The sequence below is a fragment of the Allobosea sp. R86505 genome (assembly GCF_042466375.1).
Lineage (GTDB): Bacteria > Pseudomonadota > Alphaproteobacteria > Rhizobiales > Beijerinckiaceae > Allobosea.
This window is the reverse complement of record NZ_JAXHPY010000001.1, coordinates 1,442,962-1,459,006: the sequence shown is the minus strand read 5'-3', so window position 1 is coordinate 1,459,006 and position 16,045 is coordinate 1,442,962. Positions and strand designations below refer to the sequence as shown.

Below are 16,045 nucleotides of genomic sequence, written 5' to 3'. Positions count from 1 at the left end.
CGCCGGGGTTCGGGCCAACGTGATGCAGGATTCTGATGGCCAGCGACAAAGAACCGACCGTCATCAAGAAATACGCCAATCGTCGTCTCTACCACACCGGTACGAGTTCTTACGTGACGCTGGAGGACCTCGCCGGTCTCGTCCGCGGCGGCGAGGATTTCGTCGTCTATGACGCAAAGTCGGGAGAGGACATCACCCGCTCGGTCCTGGCGCAGATCATCTTCGACGAGGAATCCAAGGACGGGCAGAACCTGCTGCCGATCGCCTTCCTGCGCCAGCTCATCCGCTTCTACGGCGACAGCATGCAGGCTCTGGTGCCGCGCTATCTCGAATTCTCGATGGACAGCCTGACCAAGGACCAGGGCCAGTTCCGCGAGCAGATGACCAAGGCCTTCTCGGGCGGGGCGCTCGGCAGCGGCGCCATGGACGCGCTGCAGGCCCAGACGCGCGCCAACATGGCGATCTTCACCGAGGCCTTCCGGATGTTCAATCCCTTCGCCGCCGCGGCCGCCGCCAAGGCGCAGGAGGAGAGCGCCGCCGCCGGCGCCGCCAAGGGCGACGATCTCGGCGACCTCAAGCGCGAGCTGAGCGAGATGCGCGACCGGCTCGACAAGCTCGCCAAGACGAAGTGAGCGCGGGGGCGGGGCGGCCCCAGGGCCGTTTCGCCCCCTCAGCCGGCCGCGCGCGTCTCGGTGCGCGCGCCCGCAGCCGGCCGGCGCAGCTCGGCCTTCCCCACCAGATGCCCCTGCAGATAGGTGACGCCCCAATCGGCGAGCAGGCGCGCCTGCATCTCGTCGTCGACCCATTCCGCCACCGTATCGACGCCGAGATGGCGGGCGAGATCGATCAGCGTGCGGACATAGAAGCGGTCGTCGGTCGAGCGGCGCAGGTTCTGCGTGAAGGTGCCGTCGATCTTGAGCACGTCGATCGGGAAGGCGCGCAGATGCCGCAGCGAGGTGTGGCCCGCACCGAAATCGTCGATCGCGACGCGCGCGCCGCGCTCCTTGATCTGGCCGAGCAGCCGCGCGACGCGGGTCGGGTTGTCGATGGTGGCGGTCTCGGTGATCTCGACGATCAGCCGATCTGCGACGCCCCGCGCGCCGCTGGTGCAGGCGAGGAAGGCGTCCAACCACTCCGGATCGGAGAGCGAGCGCGGCGAGACATTGACCGAGAGCGACAGCGACGGCTCCTCCGTCAGCAGGCCGACGGCGAGTTCCAGCACGCGGTGGTCGAACAGGCGCACCAGACCGCGCCGCTCCAGCATCGGGATCAGCTCGGCGGTGGCGAAGAAGGACCCGTCCCTTCCGAAGGAGACGCGCAGCAGCGCCTCGTGGAACGAGACCTCGCGTGACGTCGCCTTGACGACCGGCTGCAGCGCCAGTTCGATCCGCCGCTCGTTGAGCGCGGCCAGCGCGCTGACGTCGAAGCCGCTGGCGCTGTCGGTGCGTTCGCGGCTCTCCTGCCGCCGGGCGATCACGGCCGTGTCGGAAGAACCGGCCTTGGCGCCGGCGAGCGCGTTCTCGGCCGCCGAGAGCAGCGCGCCGGCATGGTTCGACAGATCGGGCGCGATCGCCGCGCCGACGCGCAGACGCACCAGCGCGATGCCGCGCGCCGTCTCGATGGCAGCCTGCGCCACGGCCTTGCCGAAGCGCCTGGCCGCGGCGTCGACCTGGTTCAGCGGGCAGCCGGTCAACAGGATGGCGAAGCGGTTGCCGGAATAGCGCACGAGATAGTCGCGCCGGCGTGTCACCGAGCGCAGCCGCTCCTGCACCACGGCGATGATCTCGTCGGTCGCCTCATGGCCGAAATCGTCGTTCAGCCGCGCCAGTTCGTCGATCGCCGCGACGAGAATGACGACGTTGCGCTCGGCCGGCAGATGTTCGGAGAGCGCCGAGGCCAGCCGGTCGAGCAGGGCCGAGCGGTCACCGAGCTCGCCGGTCTGGCCGAGCAGCTCGTCGGGGCGGACCTGGCGCTCGAGCCGGAGCATGCCGCGGGCACAGGCGGGCCGGCCGTCGGTGCCGGCGAACCAGCGGCCGGAATCCTCGACCCACATCCGGCGACCGGCCAGTTCGGCGGCATAGCGCGTGCGGTAGATCACGCCCTCGCCCTCGTCGTGACCGCCGGACGAGAACACCGCATCATAGCGGCTGCGGCCGCTACCGGGCTCGACCAGGCCGGCGAAGCCGAGGCCCCGCGCCATCGCCGCCTCCGGAATAGCCCCCAGCACCTCGGCCGCGTTGGGGCCCCAGGTCAGGGTGTCGCTCTGGATGTCCCAGCTGTAGACGACCTCGCCGATCGAGGAGAGCAGGTTGCGCGGATCGACGCGGGCCTCATCACGGGCATTGAAGATCGACGGCGCCGGCATCGGTGAGCAGCCTCGGGAGAGCGGAACCGACCCGCGACCGGACGGCACGCGAGCGAACGGAAAATGTTCCGAAACGATGCGGCGGACGGTCTTAATACACCGTTAAGGTTGGCCGGGCCCTTGCAACTTTGCCACCGGGCGCAGCGATTGCGTATCGGAGTGGCACATGGCCGAATCGGCATATCGGGAGCAGACGGGAGAGGCGATTGCGGCGGCATCCGCGATGCTCCTGCTGCAGCTCGCCGCCAGCCAGGCCGAGATCGGCCCCTTCGCCCGTCGCGGCCGCGAGACGCCGCAGATGGCCGCCGGCCTCTATCGCGCTGCCGCCCTGCGCGCCCGCACGGGTCTCAGCCGGCACGGCTGAGGCCGCCCCGAAGCGCTCCTCCCACCAGCCGGCCGACCGGCAAAAGAAAAAGCCGGCCTTGCGGCCGGCTCGTGACGCTGCAGGGCAGCGTGTCGATGGCGAAACCCCGCCGGGCCCCGGTCCTCGGCCGCTCAGGCCTCGGTCTTGGCCTTCAGAACCTGACGGCCGCGATACATGCCCGACTTCAGGTCGACATGATGCGGACGGCGCAGTTCGCCGGAGTTCTTGTCTTCGATATAGGTGGGCTGCTTCAGCGCGTCGGCCGAGCGGCGCATGCCGCGCTTCGACGGCGACGTCTTTCTCTTCGGAACGGCCATTGTACTCTCCATCGTGCCGCCGCCCGGAAGCGCTGCCCGCAGGCCACGCCACCGCCACGACGACGGATCAATCTCGTGAGGCGTTGCCCATACACGCTGCCGGCGCCGATGGCTAGTGCCCAATCCCGGTTTTCGCCAACGCCACACCGGCGCGGCCGGTCACTCCGGGACGGCGCAGTCGCCGAGCGGGCCGATCTGTCCGACGCGTCGCTGGATCCGCGCCGCCCCCGCCTGCAGGCCCCGGCTCGGTCGGGCGAGATTGCGCAGAAGCGGATTGGGCAGCGCCGCCGCCAGCCGCGCCGCCTCCGCAGGGCTCAGCCGCGCCGCCGGCTTGCCGAAATAGCGCTGGGCCGCGGCCTCCGCGCCATAGAGCCCCTCCCCCCATTCGGCGACGTTGAGATAGACCTCGACCACCCGCGGCTTGCCCCAGGCGAAATCGATCGCCATCGCCAGCGGGATCTCCAGCGCCTTGCGGACATAGGATCGGCCCGGCCAGAGGAAGACGTTCTTCGCCGTCTGCATGGTCAGCGTCGAGGCGCCACGCGAGGGACCGTCCTCGTCCTCCATCACGGCGTTGAGCTCGACCCAGTCGACGCCGCGATGGCTGCAATAGCGCTGGTCCTCGGCCGCGATCACGGCCCGGATCAGGTTGGGCGAAATCTCCGTGAGCGGCACCCAGCGCCGCTCGACCGGCTGCAGCGTCAGCCAGCGACCGATCATCAGCGTCGAGGGTACCGGTATGAAGGCGTAGAGCAGGATCGCGCTCAGGAGCAGGACGGGCAGCGCCAGCAGCCCGAGCCAGACGGTCCGCAGCAGGCGCCCGACAGGGCTTCGCCGCCTCTCCGCCCGTTCGCCCGCCATCGCCGTCATCCCCCCGCCTCCGCGCCAGCCTCCGGCTTGACGGTTCGGCCGCACTCCGGCAAGCCCCGCCGGTCAGCGAACGCGAGGCCTGCGCATGAGTTCCGCCCCCACCCGCGAGACGCCGGCTGCCGACGCCTTGGCCGCCCGGCTGGCCTGGACCGCCGACGCGATCGAGACCCTGCTCGACCAGCTTCTCGGGGAGCCCCCGCGCGAGGGCGAGATCGCGCGGCCTGAGCGGCTGCTGGCGGCGATGCGACATGGCGCGCTCGGCGGGGGCAAGCGCCTGCGGCCCTTCCTGACGGTGGAGACCGCCCGCCTCTTCGGCGTGGCGCCCGAGGCCGCCCTGCGCGCCGGAGCGGCGGTGGAGCTGGTGCACTGCTATTCGCTGGTTCATGACGACCTGCCGGCGATGGATGACGACGACACCCGTCGCGGCCGGCCGACGGTGCACAAGGCCTATGACGAGGCGAGCGCGATCCTCGCCGGCGACACGCTGCTGACCTATGCCTTCGAGGTGCTGGCCGACCCCGCGACGCACCCGTCCGGCGAGATCCGCGCCGCGCTGGTGCTGGCGCTGGCGCAGGCCTCCGGGCTGGGCGGCATGGCCGGCGGGCAGATGCTCAACCTCGCCGCCGAAGGGCGATTCGGCGCGGGCGAACCCGCCACCCTCACCGAGGCGCAGATCCGCCAGTTGCAGGCGATGAAGACCGGCGCGCTGCTCGCGGCCAGCGTCGGGATGGGCGCGATCCTGGGCGGCGCCTCGCCTGCGCAGCGCGCCGCGCTGAGGACCTATGGCCGGGCGCTGGGCGCCGCCTTCCAGGTCGCAGACGACATCCTCGACGTCGAGGCCAGCCCCGAGCAGCTCGGCAAGGCCACCGCCAAGGACCAGGACAAGGGCAAGGGCACGCTGGTGCAGGCGCTGGGGCTCGACGCCGCCAAGCGCGAGCGCGACGGCCTGAGCGCAGCGGCGGTGGCGGCGCTCGCCGGCTTCGGGCCTGAGGCGGATGTGCTGCGCGCGGCGGCGCGGTTTGCCGCCGAGCGCAAGAGCTGAGCGGACGAGCTGAGCGCTCGGTCGACCCCGGACCCTGATCCCGGGGAGCGTTCCGCAGGAACGCGTCTCGACGGATGCTTCGGGACGCTCCGGAGATTGATGGCGCATCGAGACGCCGCTGACGCGGCCTCTCGGGAAGAGCGCCGGGCGACATCGCCGCCCTTAAGCATCCCGCAGCTTTAGGCCTCAACAACGTTCCATCATTGTGTTTCAGTCGAGGCTTGATCGTAAACGTCCGTCAGCGGAACAACGTAGCGTGACGCATTCTTTGCCAGGCTCCCACAAGAGATTCGCGACCGGGGCACATCTGTTCGCAGATCGACGATCTTGATCGGCGGTGTTGAGGGTTTTTTAGTCGCTCAACTCTATGAGTGCCACGAATGAAGGACGGAGGATCGGGACTATACACCATCTTATTGTCTGAGCCGAATCTGAAATATCCCCTTGGCGGCATCGAGAAGGCATCAAGCGACACTCAGAAGCGGTATAGCATTCAGATGCCGATCCACCATGATTTCGATCATAACAAAAACAGGAATCGATCATGACCATGACCATGAAGGATTTCAGCGGCGCCGTGGTCGTGATGGCGCACCCCGATGACGAGGTTCTCTATGCGAGTTCCATTCTCGCGTCGGCCAAGAAGATCATCATCTGCTATAATCAGGCGCCCAACAGCGGGTCGATCAGCCAGGGACGCCAGACGGTGTTTCAGGACTTTCCGCTCAAGAACGCGCTCAGTCTCGACATCACCGAATCCAATACCTACCAGACGACCGACTGGCGCAGGCCGGTGGAGACCGTCTATGGCATCCACTGCGGTCGCAACGGCGACGCCTATGCGAGAAACTTCGATCTGCTGACGGCGGCGCTGGAGGAGCATATCAGCGCCGGAGACCTCGTCGTCTCCCACAATCCCTGGGGCGAATATGGCCATGAAGAGCATGTTCAGGTGTTCCGGGCCGTCGCGCATATCCGGCGCCAGCGCGATTTCCGGCTGTACGTCAGCGGCTATGTCAGCGACCGGGTGCTCTACTTCATGCAGCGAAACAGCCCCCGCCTCGGTGCGCCGTCGGCCTTTCTGCCGACCGACAAGGCGCTCGGCGCCCGGCTGATGCAGCACTACCAGGCGCATGACTGCTGGACCTGGGAAGACGGCTACAACTGGCCGGATTACGAGTGCTTCTACGAGGTGACCGATCCGGACGCGCCCTTGCGCCCCGACGGCCGCACGATGTCGTCGCTGCCGGTCAACGTCATCTGGCTCGACGAGCATGCACTGGCCTGGAGCCGGGTGTTCCGCAGACTGAAGCGGCGGACCGGCACGGTGCTCCACCGCCTACTCCGGCCGGCCCATCCTCAGCCGGCGCGCGAGGCCGCACTGGCACGCGCTCACCTGGAACTGCCGCCCCGGCCTCGAAATTCCGTGGGCGGGATGATGTCGTCCTGGCTGTCGTCGCGCCGAAGGCTGCTGGACATCGCCCTGCTCTGCAGCGCCTGCCTGCTCGCCGAACCCTCCCTCGCAGCCTCCTAGGCCGCGAACCCTTTCACCGCGAGGGAGCCCGGTCGGCGGCGGCGCTGGCGGGCTTTGGCGCGGAGGCGGAAGAGCCGAGCAGGCTGAGGGAACCGGCCGGGGGTCCCGGAGCCCCTACTGCCAGCGCCCGAACGCGTCCGCCAGCGTCTGCCCGCCCGACACACCCTTCTCGAAGGTGATGATGCCGCGCTTGCCGGAGGCGAAGCGCACGGGCACGTCGATCCAGGACCGGTTCAGGATCAGGTCGACATTGCGCGTGACCTCGACGGGCACGTTCGACAGGGCCGCGACGAAGAGGTTCTCGCCCAGTGCCGAGTTGATCGCCGAGAGCGGCGCGCCGCGCTCGCTTTCCTCGGTCTTGAACTGCGGCACACCGACCTCGCGCACCGCTTCCGTCGCCGGATCGCCGATGCTGGAGAAGCGCATGCCGATGATGTGCGAAGCCGGAAAGGCGTTGTCGGTATTGCGGCGGATGGTGAAATCCAGCGTCAGCCCGATCTCGGTGATCTCGACTGTCGCGCGCACGATCGTCTCGACCGGACGGCCCTGGCCGACGCTCTCGCTGTCGAGCCGCCAGAAGACGCGACCGTTGACGGCCCGCGGCGTCTGCGGGACGGCGGGGTCCTCGATGTAGAGGATGGCGCGCTGCGCGACGGCGATCTCCTGCGAGGGAGCAGTGCCGCCTGTTTGCGGACGGGTCACCGACGGCGCGGCGCCCGCCTCGCCGACGCGCTCGGCGATCTTGCCGGCATTGTCCGCCTGCGCCGGCTGGGCCGGCGCCTCGACGGGCGGCCGCGTCGCCGTCTCGGTCGGTTTGACCTTGTTGACGTAATAGGCCGTCACCGCGATCGCGGCGATCGCGACAGCGACGCCACCCGCGACGATGGCGGTGCGCAGATGGCCCGGCTTGACCCGGCTCTCGCGCGGTGGCGCGATCCGCGGCCGCGTCGGCTGCGTGTCCGCGATGTCGGGCTGGGGCTCGCCGAACCCCGCCTCGTCGCTATCCACCCCAGACGCCGGGGCGCGCGGCGAACCTGGCGCCGACGCGGGCGGCAGCCGCTCGGCGAGATCCGGACCGGCTTCCGGCGGCGGATCGAGCGCGTCGATCTCGAAGCGCGGCGGCGTGTCGTCGTAATCGGCCTCGATCCGCGCCACCGCCTCGTCGAGAGACAGGCGTTCGCGCATGATCTCGGCCTCGCCGAGCGGCGGATCGAGACTGCGCAGCTGCGCGACGAGCGCGGCCCTGGCGCGGTCATAGATCGCCTGGCGGGCTGCCGGCGATGTGTCGGGCAGCCCGGCGACCGCGCGTGCCAGGATGGGATAGAAGTCGGCCATTGGCCTCACTTGTCGCTGTTGCTTGCCTGCGTCAACCCTCGGCGACCCTGTCCGGTTTCAGGCCGGGGCGTATTTCCCAAAGGGTGTCGGGCCGGAAGCTCCCGTTGCGGAAGGCCTCACCCCTCGAAGGGGTTGTGGACCAGGATGGTGTCGTCGCGCTCGGGGCTGGTCGAGAGCACCGCGACGCTGGCGCCGATCAGCTCCTCGATGCGGCGGACATATTTGATCGCCTGCGCCGGCAGGTCGGCCCAGGAACGGGCGCCCGCCGTCGAGCCTTCCCAGCCGGGAATCGTCTCATAGACCGGCTCGACGCGGGCCTGGTCGCTCTGGCCCGCCGGCAGATGCTCGAGGATCTCGCCGTCGAGCCTGTAGCCGGTGCAGACCTTGATCTCTTCGAAGCCGTCGAGGATGTCGAGCTTGGTCAGCGCGATGCCGTCGATGCCCGAGGTCTTCACCGTCTGGCGCACCAGGCAGGCATCGAACCAGCCGCAGCGGCGCTTGCGGCCCGTGACGACACCGAACTCCTTGCCCTTCTGACCGATCAGCTCGCCGATCTCGTCGAACAGCTCGGTCGGGAACGGGCCCTCGCCGACGCGCGTCGTATAGGCCTTGGCGATGCCCAGCACATAGCCGACCGCCGAGGGGCCGAGCCCCGAGCCGGTCGCGGCCTGGCCGGCGACGATGTTGGAGGAGGTGACGAAGGGATAGGTGCCGTGATCGACATCGAGCAGCGCGCCCTGCGCGCCCTCGAACAGGATGCGCTTTCCGGCGCGGCGCTGCGAATCGAGCAGCGCCCAGACGGTGTCGGCGAAGGGCAGGATCTTCGGCGCGATCTCCTTGAGCTGGGCGAGCAGCTCGGCCCCGTTGACCTCTTCGATGCCCAGACCCCGGCGCAGCGCGTTGTGATGCGCCAGCAGCCGCTCGATCTTGGCCTCCAGGATCGCCGGGTCCTTCAGGTCGATGACGCGGATGGCGCGGCGGCCGACCTTGTCCTCATAGGCGGGACCGATGCCGCGCTTGGTCGTGCCGATCTTCAGCCCGACATTGGAGGTCTCGCGGAAATGGTTGAGCTCGCGATGCAGCGGCAGGATCAGCGTGGCGTTGTCGGCGACGCGGAGGTTCTCAGGGGAAATCGCGACGCCCTGCGCCTGCAGCCGCGCGATCTCCTCGACCAGATGCCAGGGATCGACCACGACGCCGTTGCCGATGACCGAAAGCTTGCCCGGCCGCACGATGCCCGAGGGCAGCAGCGAGAGCTTGTAGACGACGCCGTCGATGACGAGGGTGTGGCCGGCATTGTGGCCGCCCTGGAATCGCACGACCACATCGGCCTGGCTCGACAGCCAGTCGACGATCTTGCCCTTGCCCTCGTCGCCCCACTGGGCGCCGACCACCACCACATTTGCCATGGTTCAGGGGTTCCTGCTTGTCTTAAAGTGAGTCTTGCGCGTGTCGTTCCGGGCAAGCGCCGCACATGAAAAACCCCGGCGCAAGACCGGGGTTCGAAGGCAGGTTCTTGCACGCCCTCATGAGCCAAGAGCACGCCGAGGTCAAGCTTGGCGCGCATGGCCGGCCGCTTCGCACAGGTGTAGAAGGTGAGCCGGCGGCCCCGATCTCGCCTCGCCGGAAGGCTTGACGGGCCGCCGGGCCAGAGGCTGCGGCAACCGCCCGCAGAACCGACGCAGGGCCCGCGCCAAGGGGAACAGGACACCGATGACGAACACGCTCGACGCCTGGCTCGACCGCCACCATGCCGCCTTCACCGCGATCCGCCAGGACATCCACGCCCATCCCGAGCTCGGGCTGGAGGAGACGCGCACCGCGGCCCTCGTCGCGAAGAACCTGCGCGAATGGGGTGTCGAGGTCACCGAAGGAATCGGTGGCACCGGCGTCGTCGGCGTCATCCGCGGCAAGCGCCCCGGCCAGCGCGCGATCGGGCTGCGCGCCGACATGGACTGCCTGGCGCTGGAGGAGCAGACCGGCCTCCCTTACGCCTCGCAGCACCCCGGAAAGATGCACGCCTGCGGCCATGACGGCCACACCACCATGCTGCTCGGCGCCGCGCGCTACCTCGCCGAGAACCCCGATTTCGCCGGCACCTGCATCCTGATCTTCCAGCCGGCCGAGGAAGGCCGCGGCGGCGCCAACGCCATGCTGGCCGACGGGCTGTTCGAGCGCTTCCCCTGCGACGCGATCTATGGCCTGCACAACACGCCGGGTCTGCCGGCCTCGCATTTCGGCACGGCGGTCGGCCCCTTCCTCGCCTCGGCCGACAGCTGGCAGGTGATCTTCCGCGGCGTCGGCGGCCATGGCGGCTCGCAGCCGCATCTCTCGACCGACATCACCTATGCCCAGGCGCAGTTCGTGCTCGGGCTGCAGGGCATCGTTGGCCGCAACGTGCCGCCGCTCGACACCGCCGTGATCAGCGTCGGCTACATCCATGGCGGCGACGTCAACGCGTCCAACGTCATCCCCTCCGAGCTGGTGCTCGGCGGCACGGCGCGCACCTACTCCGCCGAGATCCGCGACACGATCGAGCGCCGCATCGGTGAACTCGCCTCCGCCACCGCGCTCGCCTGGGGCTGCAGGGCGGAAGCGACCTATCACCGCGGCACCAGCCCGCTGATCAACAAGGCCGATCAGGTCGCGGTCGCGGTCGCGGCAGCTTCCGCCTCGGTCGGCGTGGCCCATGTCGACGGCAAGCTGCGGCCGGGCACGGGCGGCGAGGATTTCGCCGAGATGATGCTGATCAAGCCCGGCGCCTTCATGCGCATCGGCAACGGCGTCGAGGCGGATGGCACGTTCAAGGGCCTGCACACCCCGCTCTACGATTTCAACGACGCCATCATCCCCGACGGCATCCGCTATTGGGTGAACGTCGTGGGTGAGGAGCTGGGAATCGAGGAGCGAGCGGCGGCGGCGTAGGTCGCGCATCACAAAACCTCAGCCCTCATCCTGAGGAGCCGCGGAGCGGCGTCTCGAAGGATGCTCCAGGGGGCTCCGGAACCATCTGGAGCATCCTTCGAGACGCGCTCGTGCCGAGCGCTCCTCAGGATGAGGGCTGAGGGATGCCGCCGTCCGGTCAGGCCGCCTCCAGGCTAAAGCGCATATGCAGGGCTCGCCTCCAGTTCCGTCGGTTGCGCGGCGCGGAGGCAGGCCATATGCGGCGGGCTCACGCAAACCAGCGGGTTATCACCATGCAATCGCTCGCCATCTCGACGCTCACCATCTGCGGCATCGAGGAACTGCCCGCCCATAGCGTCCGCCGCGTCAGCCATGTGCTGTCGCTGCTCGACCCCGGCCTGCCGGAGATCGACACCTTCGGGACCTATGGCGAGCACCATCGCGTCACGCTGCGCTTCCACGACATCCTCGGCCCGTCGCAGGGCATGACCCCGCCGCAAGCTGGCCATGTCGAGCAGATCCTGCAGTTCGGCGAGGGGCTGCGCGCGGGCGTGGGCGAGCGGGTCGAGGGGCATCTCCTCGTCCACTGCCATATGGGCATCTCGCGCTCGACCGCGGCGATGCTGATGCTGATGGCCCAGAACGATCCTGACGCGAGCGAGGACGAGCTCTTCGAGCGCCTGCGCGGCGTGCGCCCGCAGGCCTGGCCGAACTCGGTGATGATCGGCTTCGCCGACGAGCAGCTCGGGCTGGGCGGGCGCCTGACGGAGGGCCTGCGCCGCCATTACGGCCACCAGCTCAAGGTCCAGCCGCAATACACAGACTGGATGACGCGGCTCGGCCGCGGGCGCGAGCTGGCGATGGCCGTGTGACGGGCCGTCGTTTTCCCTCGGACACTCGGCCGTCATCCTGGGCAACCGAAGGTCGTCCCGGGATCCATCCTGGAGCGGCGCAGAGCCCGATGATGGATCCCGGCCTGCGCCGCTGCGCGGCTGGTCCAGGATGACGGCGTGGTTCGTGAGCAAACCCCGCCCCCTCAGTTCAGCGGCCGCGGCAAGGGCTGCGGGCCCGGCCCCGGCTGCGGGGCATAGGTGACCTCGCGGTCACCCGGCCATTTGATCCGGTAGGCGACCTTGATCTCCTTCTCGGCGCCGGGCGCGAGGTCGAAGGTCCAGGCCGAGACGCCGCGCTTGTCGCCGACCTGCTTCTCGGTGGGGGGCGTGGTCTGCGCCGGCAGGCTCTCCACCGTGATCGCGCTGCTCTCCGAATAGGGGATGCGCTCGGTCACCGTCACCTTCACCGGCTGGGCGTGAAGGCTCTTCACCACCGTGCGGAACTCGCGCAGATCGGTGCGGGTCTGGCCGAGCCAGTTCGGCTCGTTCTCGCGGCGGTGCACCGGCGCGCGCGTGACCTTGAGCTTGTCGTCGGCGCCGAAGCCGAGCGCGACCTTGTCGCCCGGCGCCACCAGCCCGATCCGGCCCCGCCCGATATAGCTCCCATCGCGATGCAGGGCGACGGTTCCCGGCAGCAGCGGCGCCGCCTCGTCATGGATGAAGCTCGCCTCGAGATAGGCCTTCTCCTCCAGCTCGGGCACGATCCGCGCCGCCAGCGCCGGCTCGGCCTTCGCCTGGCTCAGCAGCACGGTCCTGGAGGAGCCGTCCTGCGGGATCGTGGCGCGCCCGGGCACCTGGAAGCTCGCCTGATAGGCGCCCGCCTCGATCTGGGCGGTCTGTGCCTCGGCGGCGACGGGGGCGGCCGCCTTCTGCGACTGTTCGGCGATCGCGTCGGCTTCCGCCCTGGCGCGGGCGGCCGCCATCGGCGCCGGCGCAGCCCGCGTCATCGGGCGCGCCTCGTAGAGCACCGGTGGCTCGAAGAACATCACCTGCACCGGCGTCAGCTCCGGCGCCTGCGTGCCGCCGGCCGAGCGTGTCGTCGACAGCGTCAGCGCCACATCGGCCCAGTCCTCGCCCGTCCGCTGGCGCAACTCCGCCCTCCGCAGGAGATCGAGCGAAGGCTTGCCGCCGACGCCGCCTGTCGACAGGCGCGCCTCGTATTGCGGTGTCCAGCCGGCACCGCCGACGCGGTAGGTCACCGTGAACTCGGCCGCCAGCGGCGCTGGCGCCTCGACCGCGATCGCGACGTCGCGCTTGGGTGCGCCGGGTCGGCCCGGCTGCGGTTTCGCCCGCTCCAGCGCCGCGATCTCGCCCTCGACATCCGCCGCCCGGGCGCGGTCGCCACGCAATTCCTCATGAACCTTCACCAGCGCTGTGCCGATCGCCTCGAACACGGCCGGCCAGTCCGCCACCGGCAGCGCCTTGCCGTCGGGGCCGAGCTTGTCCGGCCCGGTCTGGCCGAAGCGCTCGATCGTGGCGCGCTTGGCCTCGATCGCGCTGATGCGCCCGGCCAGCGCCTGCTTCTCGTCCCGCAGCGCGGTGAGCTTGCCCTCGATCACCGCGTCGAGCACCGGCTTGGCCTCGCCGGGCGTCGGGCGCACATCCACGGCTCCGATCGAGAATGCACCGCCGCCACCCGCCGCGCTGCCCCGGCCCTCGACGCGGATCGAGGCGGGGTCGATCGCAGCCGGCAGGCCGCGCAGCACGATCTGCGAGGCGCCCTGCAGCAGTTCGGCCTTGCCCAGCCGCGTCACCACCGCCCCGTCGGGATAGACCGTGACACGGTCGATCCGCGAGGCCAGCTCGATCTCGGCGGCTCCTGCGAAGCCGGGAGCCAGGACGAGGGCGGCGGCGAAACGGGTCATCATGCTGTGCTATCCCCATAGACGATCACGAGCCCGTGATAGACACGCCCGATTGGGACGAGGCCAAGGCGGAATTGGGCCCGATTGCGGACACAGCGATCCGCCGGCCGCCTGCGCCTCGCAGCCGCCCCGCCCGCGAATACGGGACAGCCCCAACGCAAAAGGCCCTGCCGGTTCGGCAGGGCCCTGGTTGGCGCTTGGGTAGAGGCAGGGCTTAGAACTCTTCCCAGCCCGAATCGCCGGCGCGGCTGTTGGCGACCTTCTTGGCCGGCGCGCGCGGGGGCGGTGCGGCGGCCGGCGCGGCGGCACGGGCCGCAGGCGCCCGGGTCTGGGCGAAGGCGGCTTCCGCGAGTTGGCGCAGGCGGGCCGGCTCGCCGGCGGGGACCGGCGCAGCCGCGGCGCGGCCGGAGTCCGGCCCGGTCTTGAAGGCGGCGACGAGGTCGTTGAGCTGGGCGATCTTGCCCGAGAGCGAGCCGGCCGAGGCCGCGCTCTGTTCCGACAGCGCCGCGTTTTGCTGGGTCATCTCGTCGAGATGCGCCACCGCCTGGCTCATCTCGTCGATGCCGCTGGCCTGTTCGCCCGAGGCGGCAGAGATTTCCGCGATCGTGGCCGCGACCTTCTCGGAGGCTGCCAGAATCTGGCTGAGCTGTTCGCCGGCCTGGCGGACGAGCTTGACGCCCTCGCCGACCTCGCTGTTCGACGAAGAGATCAGCGCCGAGATGTCCTTGGCCGCCTCGCTCGACCGCTGGGCGAGCGTCCGGACTTCGGACGCGACGACCGCGAAGCCCTTGCCGGCATCGCCCGCACGGGCCGCCTCGACGGCCGCGTTGAGCGCCAGCAGGTTCGTCTGGAAGGCGATGTCGTCGATGACCCGGATGATGTCGGAGATCTTGGTGGAGGCGCTCTCGATGCGCGCCATCGCGTCGACCGCCTGACCAGCAATCGCCCCGCCGGCCTGCGCCGCCTTCATGGCCTCGTCGGCGACGCTCGCCGCCTGGCGCGAGGCCTGGGCGGTCGCCTTCACCGAGGCGGCGAGTTCTTCCGTCGTCGCCGCGGTCTCTTCCAGCGAGGAGGCCTGCTCCTCGGTGCGCTTGGAGAGATCGTCGGCGCCCATGTTGATCTCGCGCGCCGCCAGACCGACATCCGCCGAGGTCAGCTGGATCGTTTTCACCGTCGAAGACAGGCGATCCACCGTCTCGTTAATCGCGGCCTTCAGATCGGCGAAGCGGCCCTGATAGGCGGTGTCGACCCGGTGCGTCAGGTCGCCGGCCGCGATCGCCTGCAACGTCCCGGAGAACTCGCTGGTGGCGCCGTCGACGACCGCATTGATCTCGTTGATGCCGGCGACGAGCTTCTGCATCTGCTCGTCGGCATGGTCGATCTGCAGCCGCGCCGAGAAATCGCCCGCCGCCGCAGCCGCCACGACCTCGCCGACATCCGACACGACCGCTTCCATCGACTGCGCCCGGGCGAGGCGCGCCGCCGCCGCGGCCTGCTCCTGCTGCTGGAGGATCGCGACCTGCTCGGAGCTTTCCCGCAGCACGGAGACGGCCTTGGCCATGGTGCCGATCTCGTCCTGCCGTTCGAGATGCGGCACGGTCACCTTGAGATCGCCCCGCGTCAGGGCGCCCATCACGGCGCTGAGATCAAGGATCGGCTTGGTCAGCGAGCGCTGGGCGAAGAAGAGCGCCATCAGCAGCGAGCCGAGCAGCATGACGCCGAGCGTGACGGGCAGGCCGATCTTCGCCATCTCCGTGAAGCGGTTGGCTTCCTGCTCCAGGACTTCGGACGCCGCGTTGTTCGTCTTGCTTAAGGCCACGAGCAGATCGTTGAGCGCCTTGCGGTTCGCTCGGTTGCCGTCATTGTTGCCCTGGGCGTTCGCCGCCGCCGTCGAGACCTCGCGTCCGAGCCGGATGGTTTCGGACCGGAACGTGATGAAATCCGCCACCGCCTTCTCGATCTTCCGCGCCTGATCGCGCTCGGCTTCCGGCGTGATGCCGACGAGATGAGCGGCGAGACTGCGCAATTGCGGGAACCGCGCCTCCATGCCCTTGGCGAAGGGCTCGGCCGCGGCCGCGTCCTTCGACATGTAGATGCCGCGCGCATCCATCACCACGCCCAGGACATGGGAGTTGATCAGGTCCGTATCGTGGGTGACGTTCGCGAGTTGCGCCGCACGCTGGCTGAGGTTGTTGGAATGGGACAGCGCCCACAAACCGAGCCCGGACGAGATGAGGGCGCCGAGCGAGACGATCGCCAGGATCGCCAGGATTTTGGTGCGAATGGATTTCAACGGTTTCGGGCCCCATGTAGCGGCACAGCGCACGCGCCGGCGGGATGACAGAGTGGTCTTCAGGTCGGGTGCCGCAGGGGATACTGGAGGTTGCCGGATACTGTCCCTACGTCATCATTCGATCCGATTTCGTCCCTAGACGTTTAAAATACGATTAATCCAAAAGAAGAATTGACGCCGGAATGTGCAACCACAGCGCGAAACAACGGCAATGACAAGGACATCGCTGGCCTTCGGCGGCCGCTACAAAGCGCCCTTGCGTC

General features: G+C 69.3%; 13 protein-coding genes. 6 read left to right on the top strand and 7 right to left on the bottom strand.

Annotated features, from left to right (window positions below; genetic code table 11):
* Positions 1-35 precede the first annotated feature (35 nt).
* Positions 36-632 carry a polyhydroxyalkanoate synthesis repressor PhaR gene (gene phaR, locus SJY11_RS06985; protein WP_376985892.1) on the top strand — a complete coding sequence of 199 codons (597 nt, stop codon included), beginning with the start codon at positions 36-38 and terminating at the stop codon, positions 630-632.
* 38 nt (positions 633-670) lie between these two features.
* On the opposite strand, the gene SJY11_RS06980 is transcribed toward phaR, so the two are convergent.
* Positions 671-2,365, bottom strand: coding sequence for an EAL domain-containing protein (locus SJY11_RS06980; RefSeq protein WP_376985891.1), 1,695 nt, complete (start codon positions 2,363-2,365; stop codon positions 671-673).
* Positions 2,366-2,531: 166 nt separating this feature from the next.
* Here SJY11_RS06980 and SJY11_RS06975 point away from each other — a divergent pair, with 166 nt between their 5' ends.
* Positions 2,532-2,729 (top strand): hypothetical protein, encoded by a 198-nt coding sequence (locus SJY11_RS06975; protein ID WP_326911674.1) that lies wholly within the window; start codon positions 2,532-2,534, stop codon positions 2,727-2,729.
* A gap of 131 nt (positions 2,730-2,860) precedes the next feature.
* On the opposite strand, the gene rpmF is transcribed toward SJY11_RS06975, so the two are convergent.
* Both rpmF and mtgA read right to left on the bottom strand, forming a co-directional pair.
* A complete protein-coding gene (gene rpmF, locus SJY11_RS06970) occupies positions 2,861-3,046 on the bottom strand; it encodes a 50S ribosomal protein L32 (protein ID WP_043233137.1) in 186 nt (61 codons plus the stop codon).
* Between the two features lie 159 nt (positions 3,047-3,205).
* On the bottom strand, positions 3,206-3,916 hold the full coding sequence (gene mtgA / locus SJY11_RS06965; protein WP_376985890.1) for a monofunctional biosynthetic peptidoglycan transglycosylase: 711 nt from the start codon (positions 3,914-3,916) through the stop codon (positions 3,206-3,208).
* Positions 3,917-4,001: 85 nt separating this feature from the next.
* On the opposite strand from mtgA, the gene SJY11_RS06960 reads away from it, so the two are divergent.
* Both SJY11_RS06960 and SJY11_RS06955 read left to right on the top strand, forming a co-directional pair.
* Complete coding sequence (locus SJY11_RS06960; RefSeq protein ID WP_376985889.1) at positions 4,002-4,958, top strand: polyprenyl synthetase family protein; 957 nt, start codon at positions 4,002-4,004, stop codon at positions 4,956-4,958.
* Positions 4,959-5,502: 544 nt separating this feature from the next.
* Entirely contained in the window at positions 5,503-6,492 is a 990-nt protein-coding gene (locus SJY11_RS06955) for a hypothetical protein (protein WP_376985888.1), read from the top strand.
* Positions 6,493-6,606: 114 nt separating this feature from the next.
* On the opposite strand, the gene SJY11_RS06950 is transcribed toward SJY11_RS06955, so the two are convergent.
* Together SJY11_RS06950 and SJY11_RS06945 are read right to left on the bottom strand one after the other, a co-directional pair.
* The gene (locus SJY11_RS06950) at positions 6,607-7,827 is read right to left on the bottom strand and encodes a histidine kinase (RefSeq protein WP_376985887.1); all 1,221 of its coding nucleotides are present in this window, start codon (positions 7,825-7,827) and stop codon (positions 6,607-6,609) included.
* A gap of 116 nt (positions 7,828-7,943) precedes the next feature.
* Positions 7,944-9,236 (bottom strand): adenylosuccinate synthase, encoded by a 1,293-nt coding sequence (locus SJY11_RS06945; protein ID WP_376985886.1) that lies wholly within the window; start codon positions 9,234-9,236, stop codon positions 7,944-7,946.
* A 304-nt stretch (positions 9,237-9,540) separates the two neighbouring features.
* Between SJY11_RS06945 and SJY11_RS06940 the strand changes: the two genes are divergently transcribed.
* Entirely contained in the window at positions 9,541-10,752 is a 1,212-nt protein-coding gene (locus SJY11_RS06940) for an amidohydrolase (RefSeq protein WP_376985885.1), read from the top strand.
* A 272-nt stretch (positions 10,753-11,024) separates the two neighbouring features.
* Positions 11,025-11,603 (top strand): tyrosine phosphatase family protein, encoded by a 579-nt coding sequence (locus tag SJY11_RS06935; RefSeq protein ID WP_376985884.1) that lies wholly within the window; start codon positions 11,025-11,027, stop codon positions 11,601-11,603.
* Between the two features lie 164 nt (positions 11,604-11,767).
* On the opposite strand, the gene SJY11_RS06930 is transcribed toward SJY11_RS06935, so the two are convergent.
* Both SJY11_RS06930 and SJY11_RS06925 read right to left on the bottom strand, forming a co-directional pair.
* Positions 11,768-13,492: a mucoidy inhibitor MuiA family protein gene (locus tag SJY11_RS06930; protein WP_376985883.1), complete on the bottom strand. Its 1,725-nt coding sequence runs from the start codon at positions 13,490-13,492 to the stop codon at positions 11,768-11,770.
* Between the two features lie 211 nt (positions 13,493-13,703).
* Positions 13,704-15,782: a methyl-accepting chemotaxis protein gene (locus SJY11_RS06925; protein WP_376985882.1), complete on the bottom strand. Its 2,079-nt coding sequence runs from the start codon at positions 15,780-15,782 to the stop codon at positions 13,704-13,706.
* Positions 15,783-16,045: the final 263 nt, after the last annotated feature.

Bases quoted from the DNA above. Each gene is read 5' to 3' on its own strand.
- SJY11_RS06980 (WP_376985891.1), bottom strand. From the start codon at position 2,365: ATGCCGGCGCCGTCGATCTTCAATGCCCGTGATGAGGCCCGCGTCGAT.
- phaR (WP_376985892.1), top strand. From the start codon at position 36: ATGGCCAGCGACAAAGAACCGACCGTCATCAAGAAATACGCCAATCGT.
- mtgA (WP_376985890.1), bottom strand. From the start codon at position 3,916: ATGACGGCGATGGCGGGCGAACGGGCGGAGAGGCGGCGAAGCCCTGTC.
- rpmF (WP_043233137.1), bottom strand. From the start codon at position 3,046: ATGGCCGTTCCGAAGAGAAAGACGTCGCCGTCGAAGCGCGGCATGCGC.
- SJY11_RS06950 (WP_376985887.1), bottom strand. From the start codon at position 7,827: ATGGCCGACTTCTATCCCATCCTGGCACGCGCGGTCGCCGGGCTGCCC.
- SJY11_RS06935 (WP_376985884.1), top strand. From the start codon at position 11,025: ATGCAATCGCTCGCCATCTCGACGCTCACCATCTGCGGCATCGAGGAA.
- SJY11_RS06960 (WP_376985889.1), top strand. From the start codon at position 4,002: ATGAGTTCCGCCCCCACCCGCGAGACGCCGGCTGCCGACGCCTTGGCC.
- SJY11_RS06975 (WP_326911674.1), top strand. From the start codon at position 2,532: ATGGCCGAATCGGCATATCGGGAGCAGACGGGAGAGGCGATTGCGGCG.
- SJY11_RS06945 (WP_376985886.1), bottom strand. From the start codon at position 9,236: ATGGCAAATGTGGTGGTGGTCGGCGCCCAGTGGGGCGACGAGGGCAAG.
- SJY11_RS06930 (WP_376985883.1), bottom strand. From the start codon at position 13,492: ATGATGACCCGTTTCGCCGCCGCCCTCGTCCTGGCTCCCGGCTTCGCA.
- SJY11_RS06940 (WP_376985885.1), top strand. From the start codon at position 9,541: ATGACGAACACGCTCGACGCCTGGCTCGACCGCCACCATGCCGCCTTC.
- SJY11_RS06955 (WP_376985888.1), top strand. From the start codon at position 5,503: ATGACCATGACCATGAAGGATTTCAGCGGCGCCGTGGTCGTGATGGCG.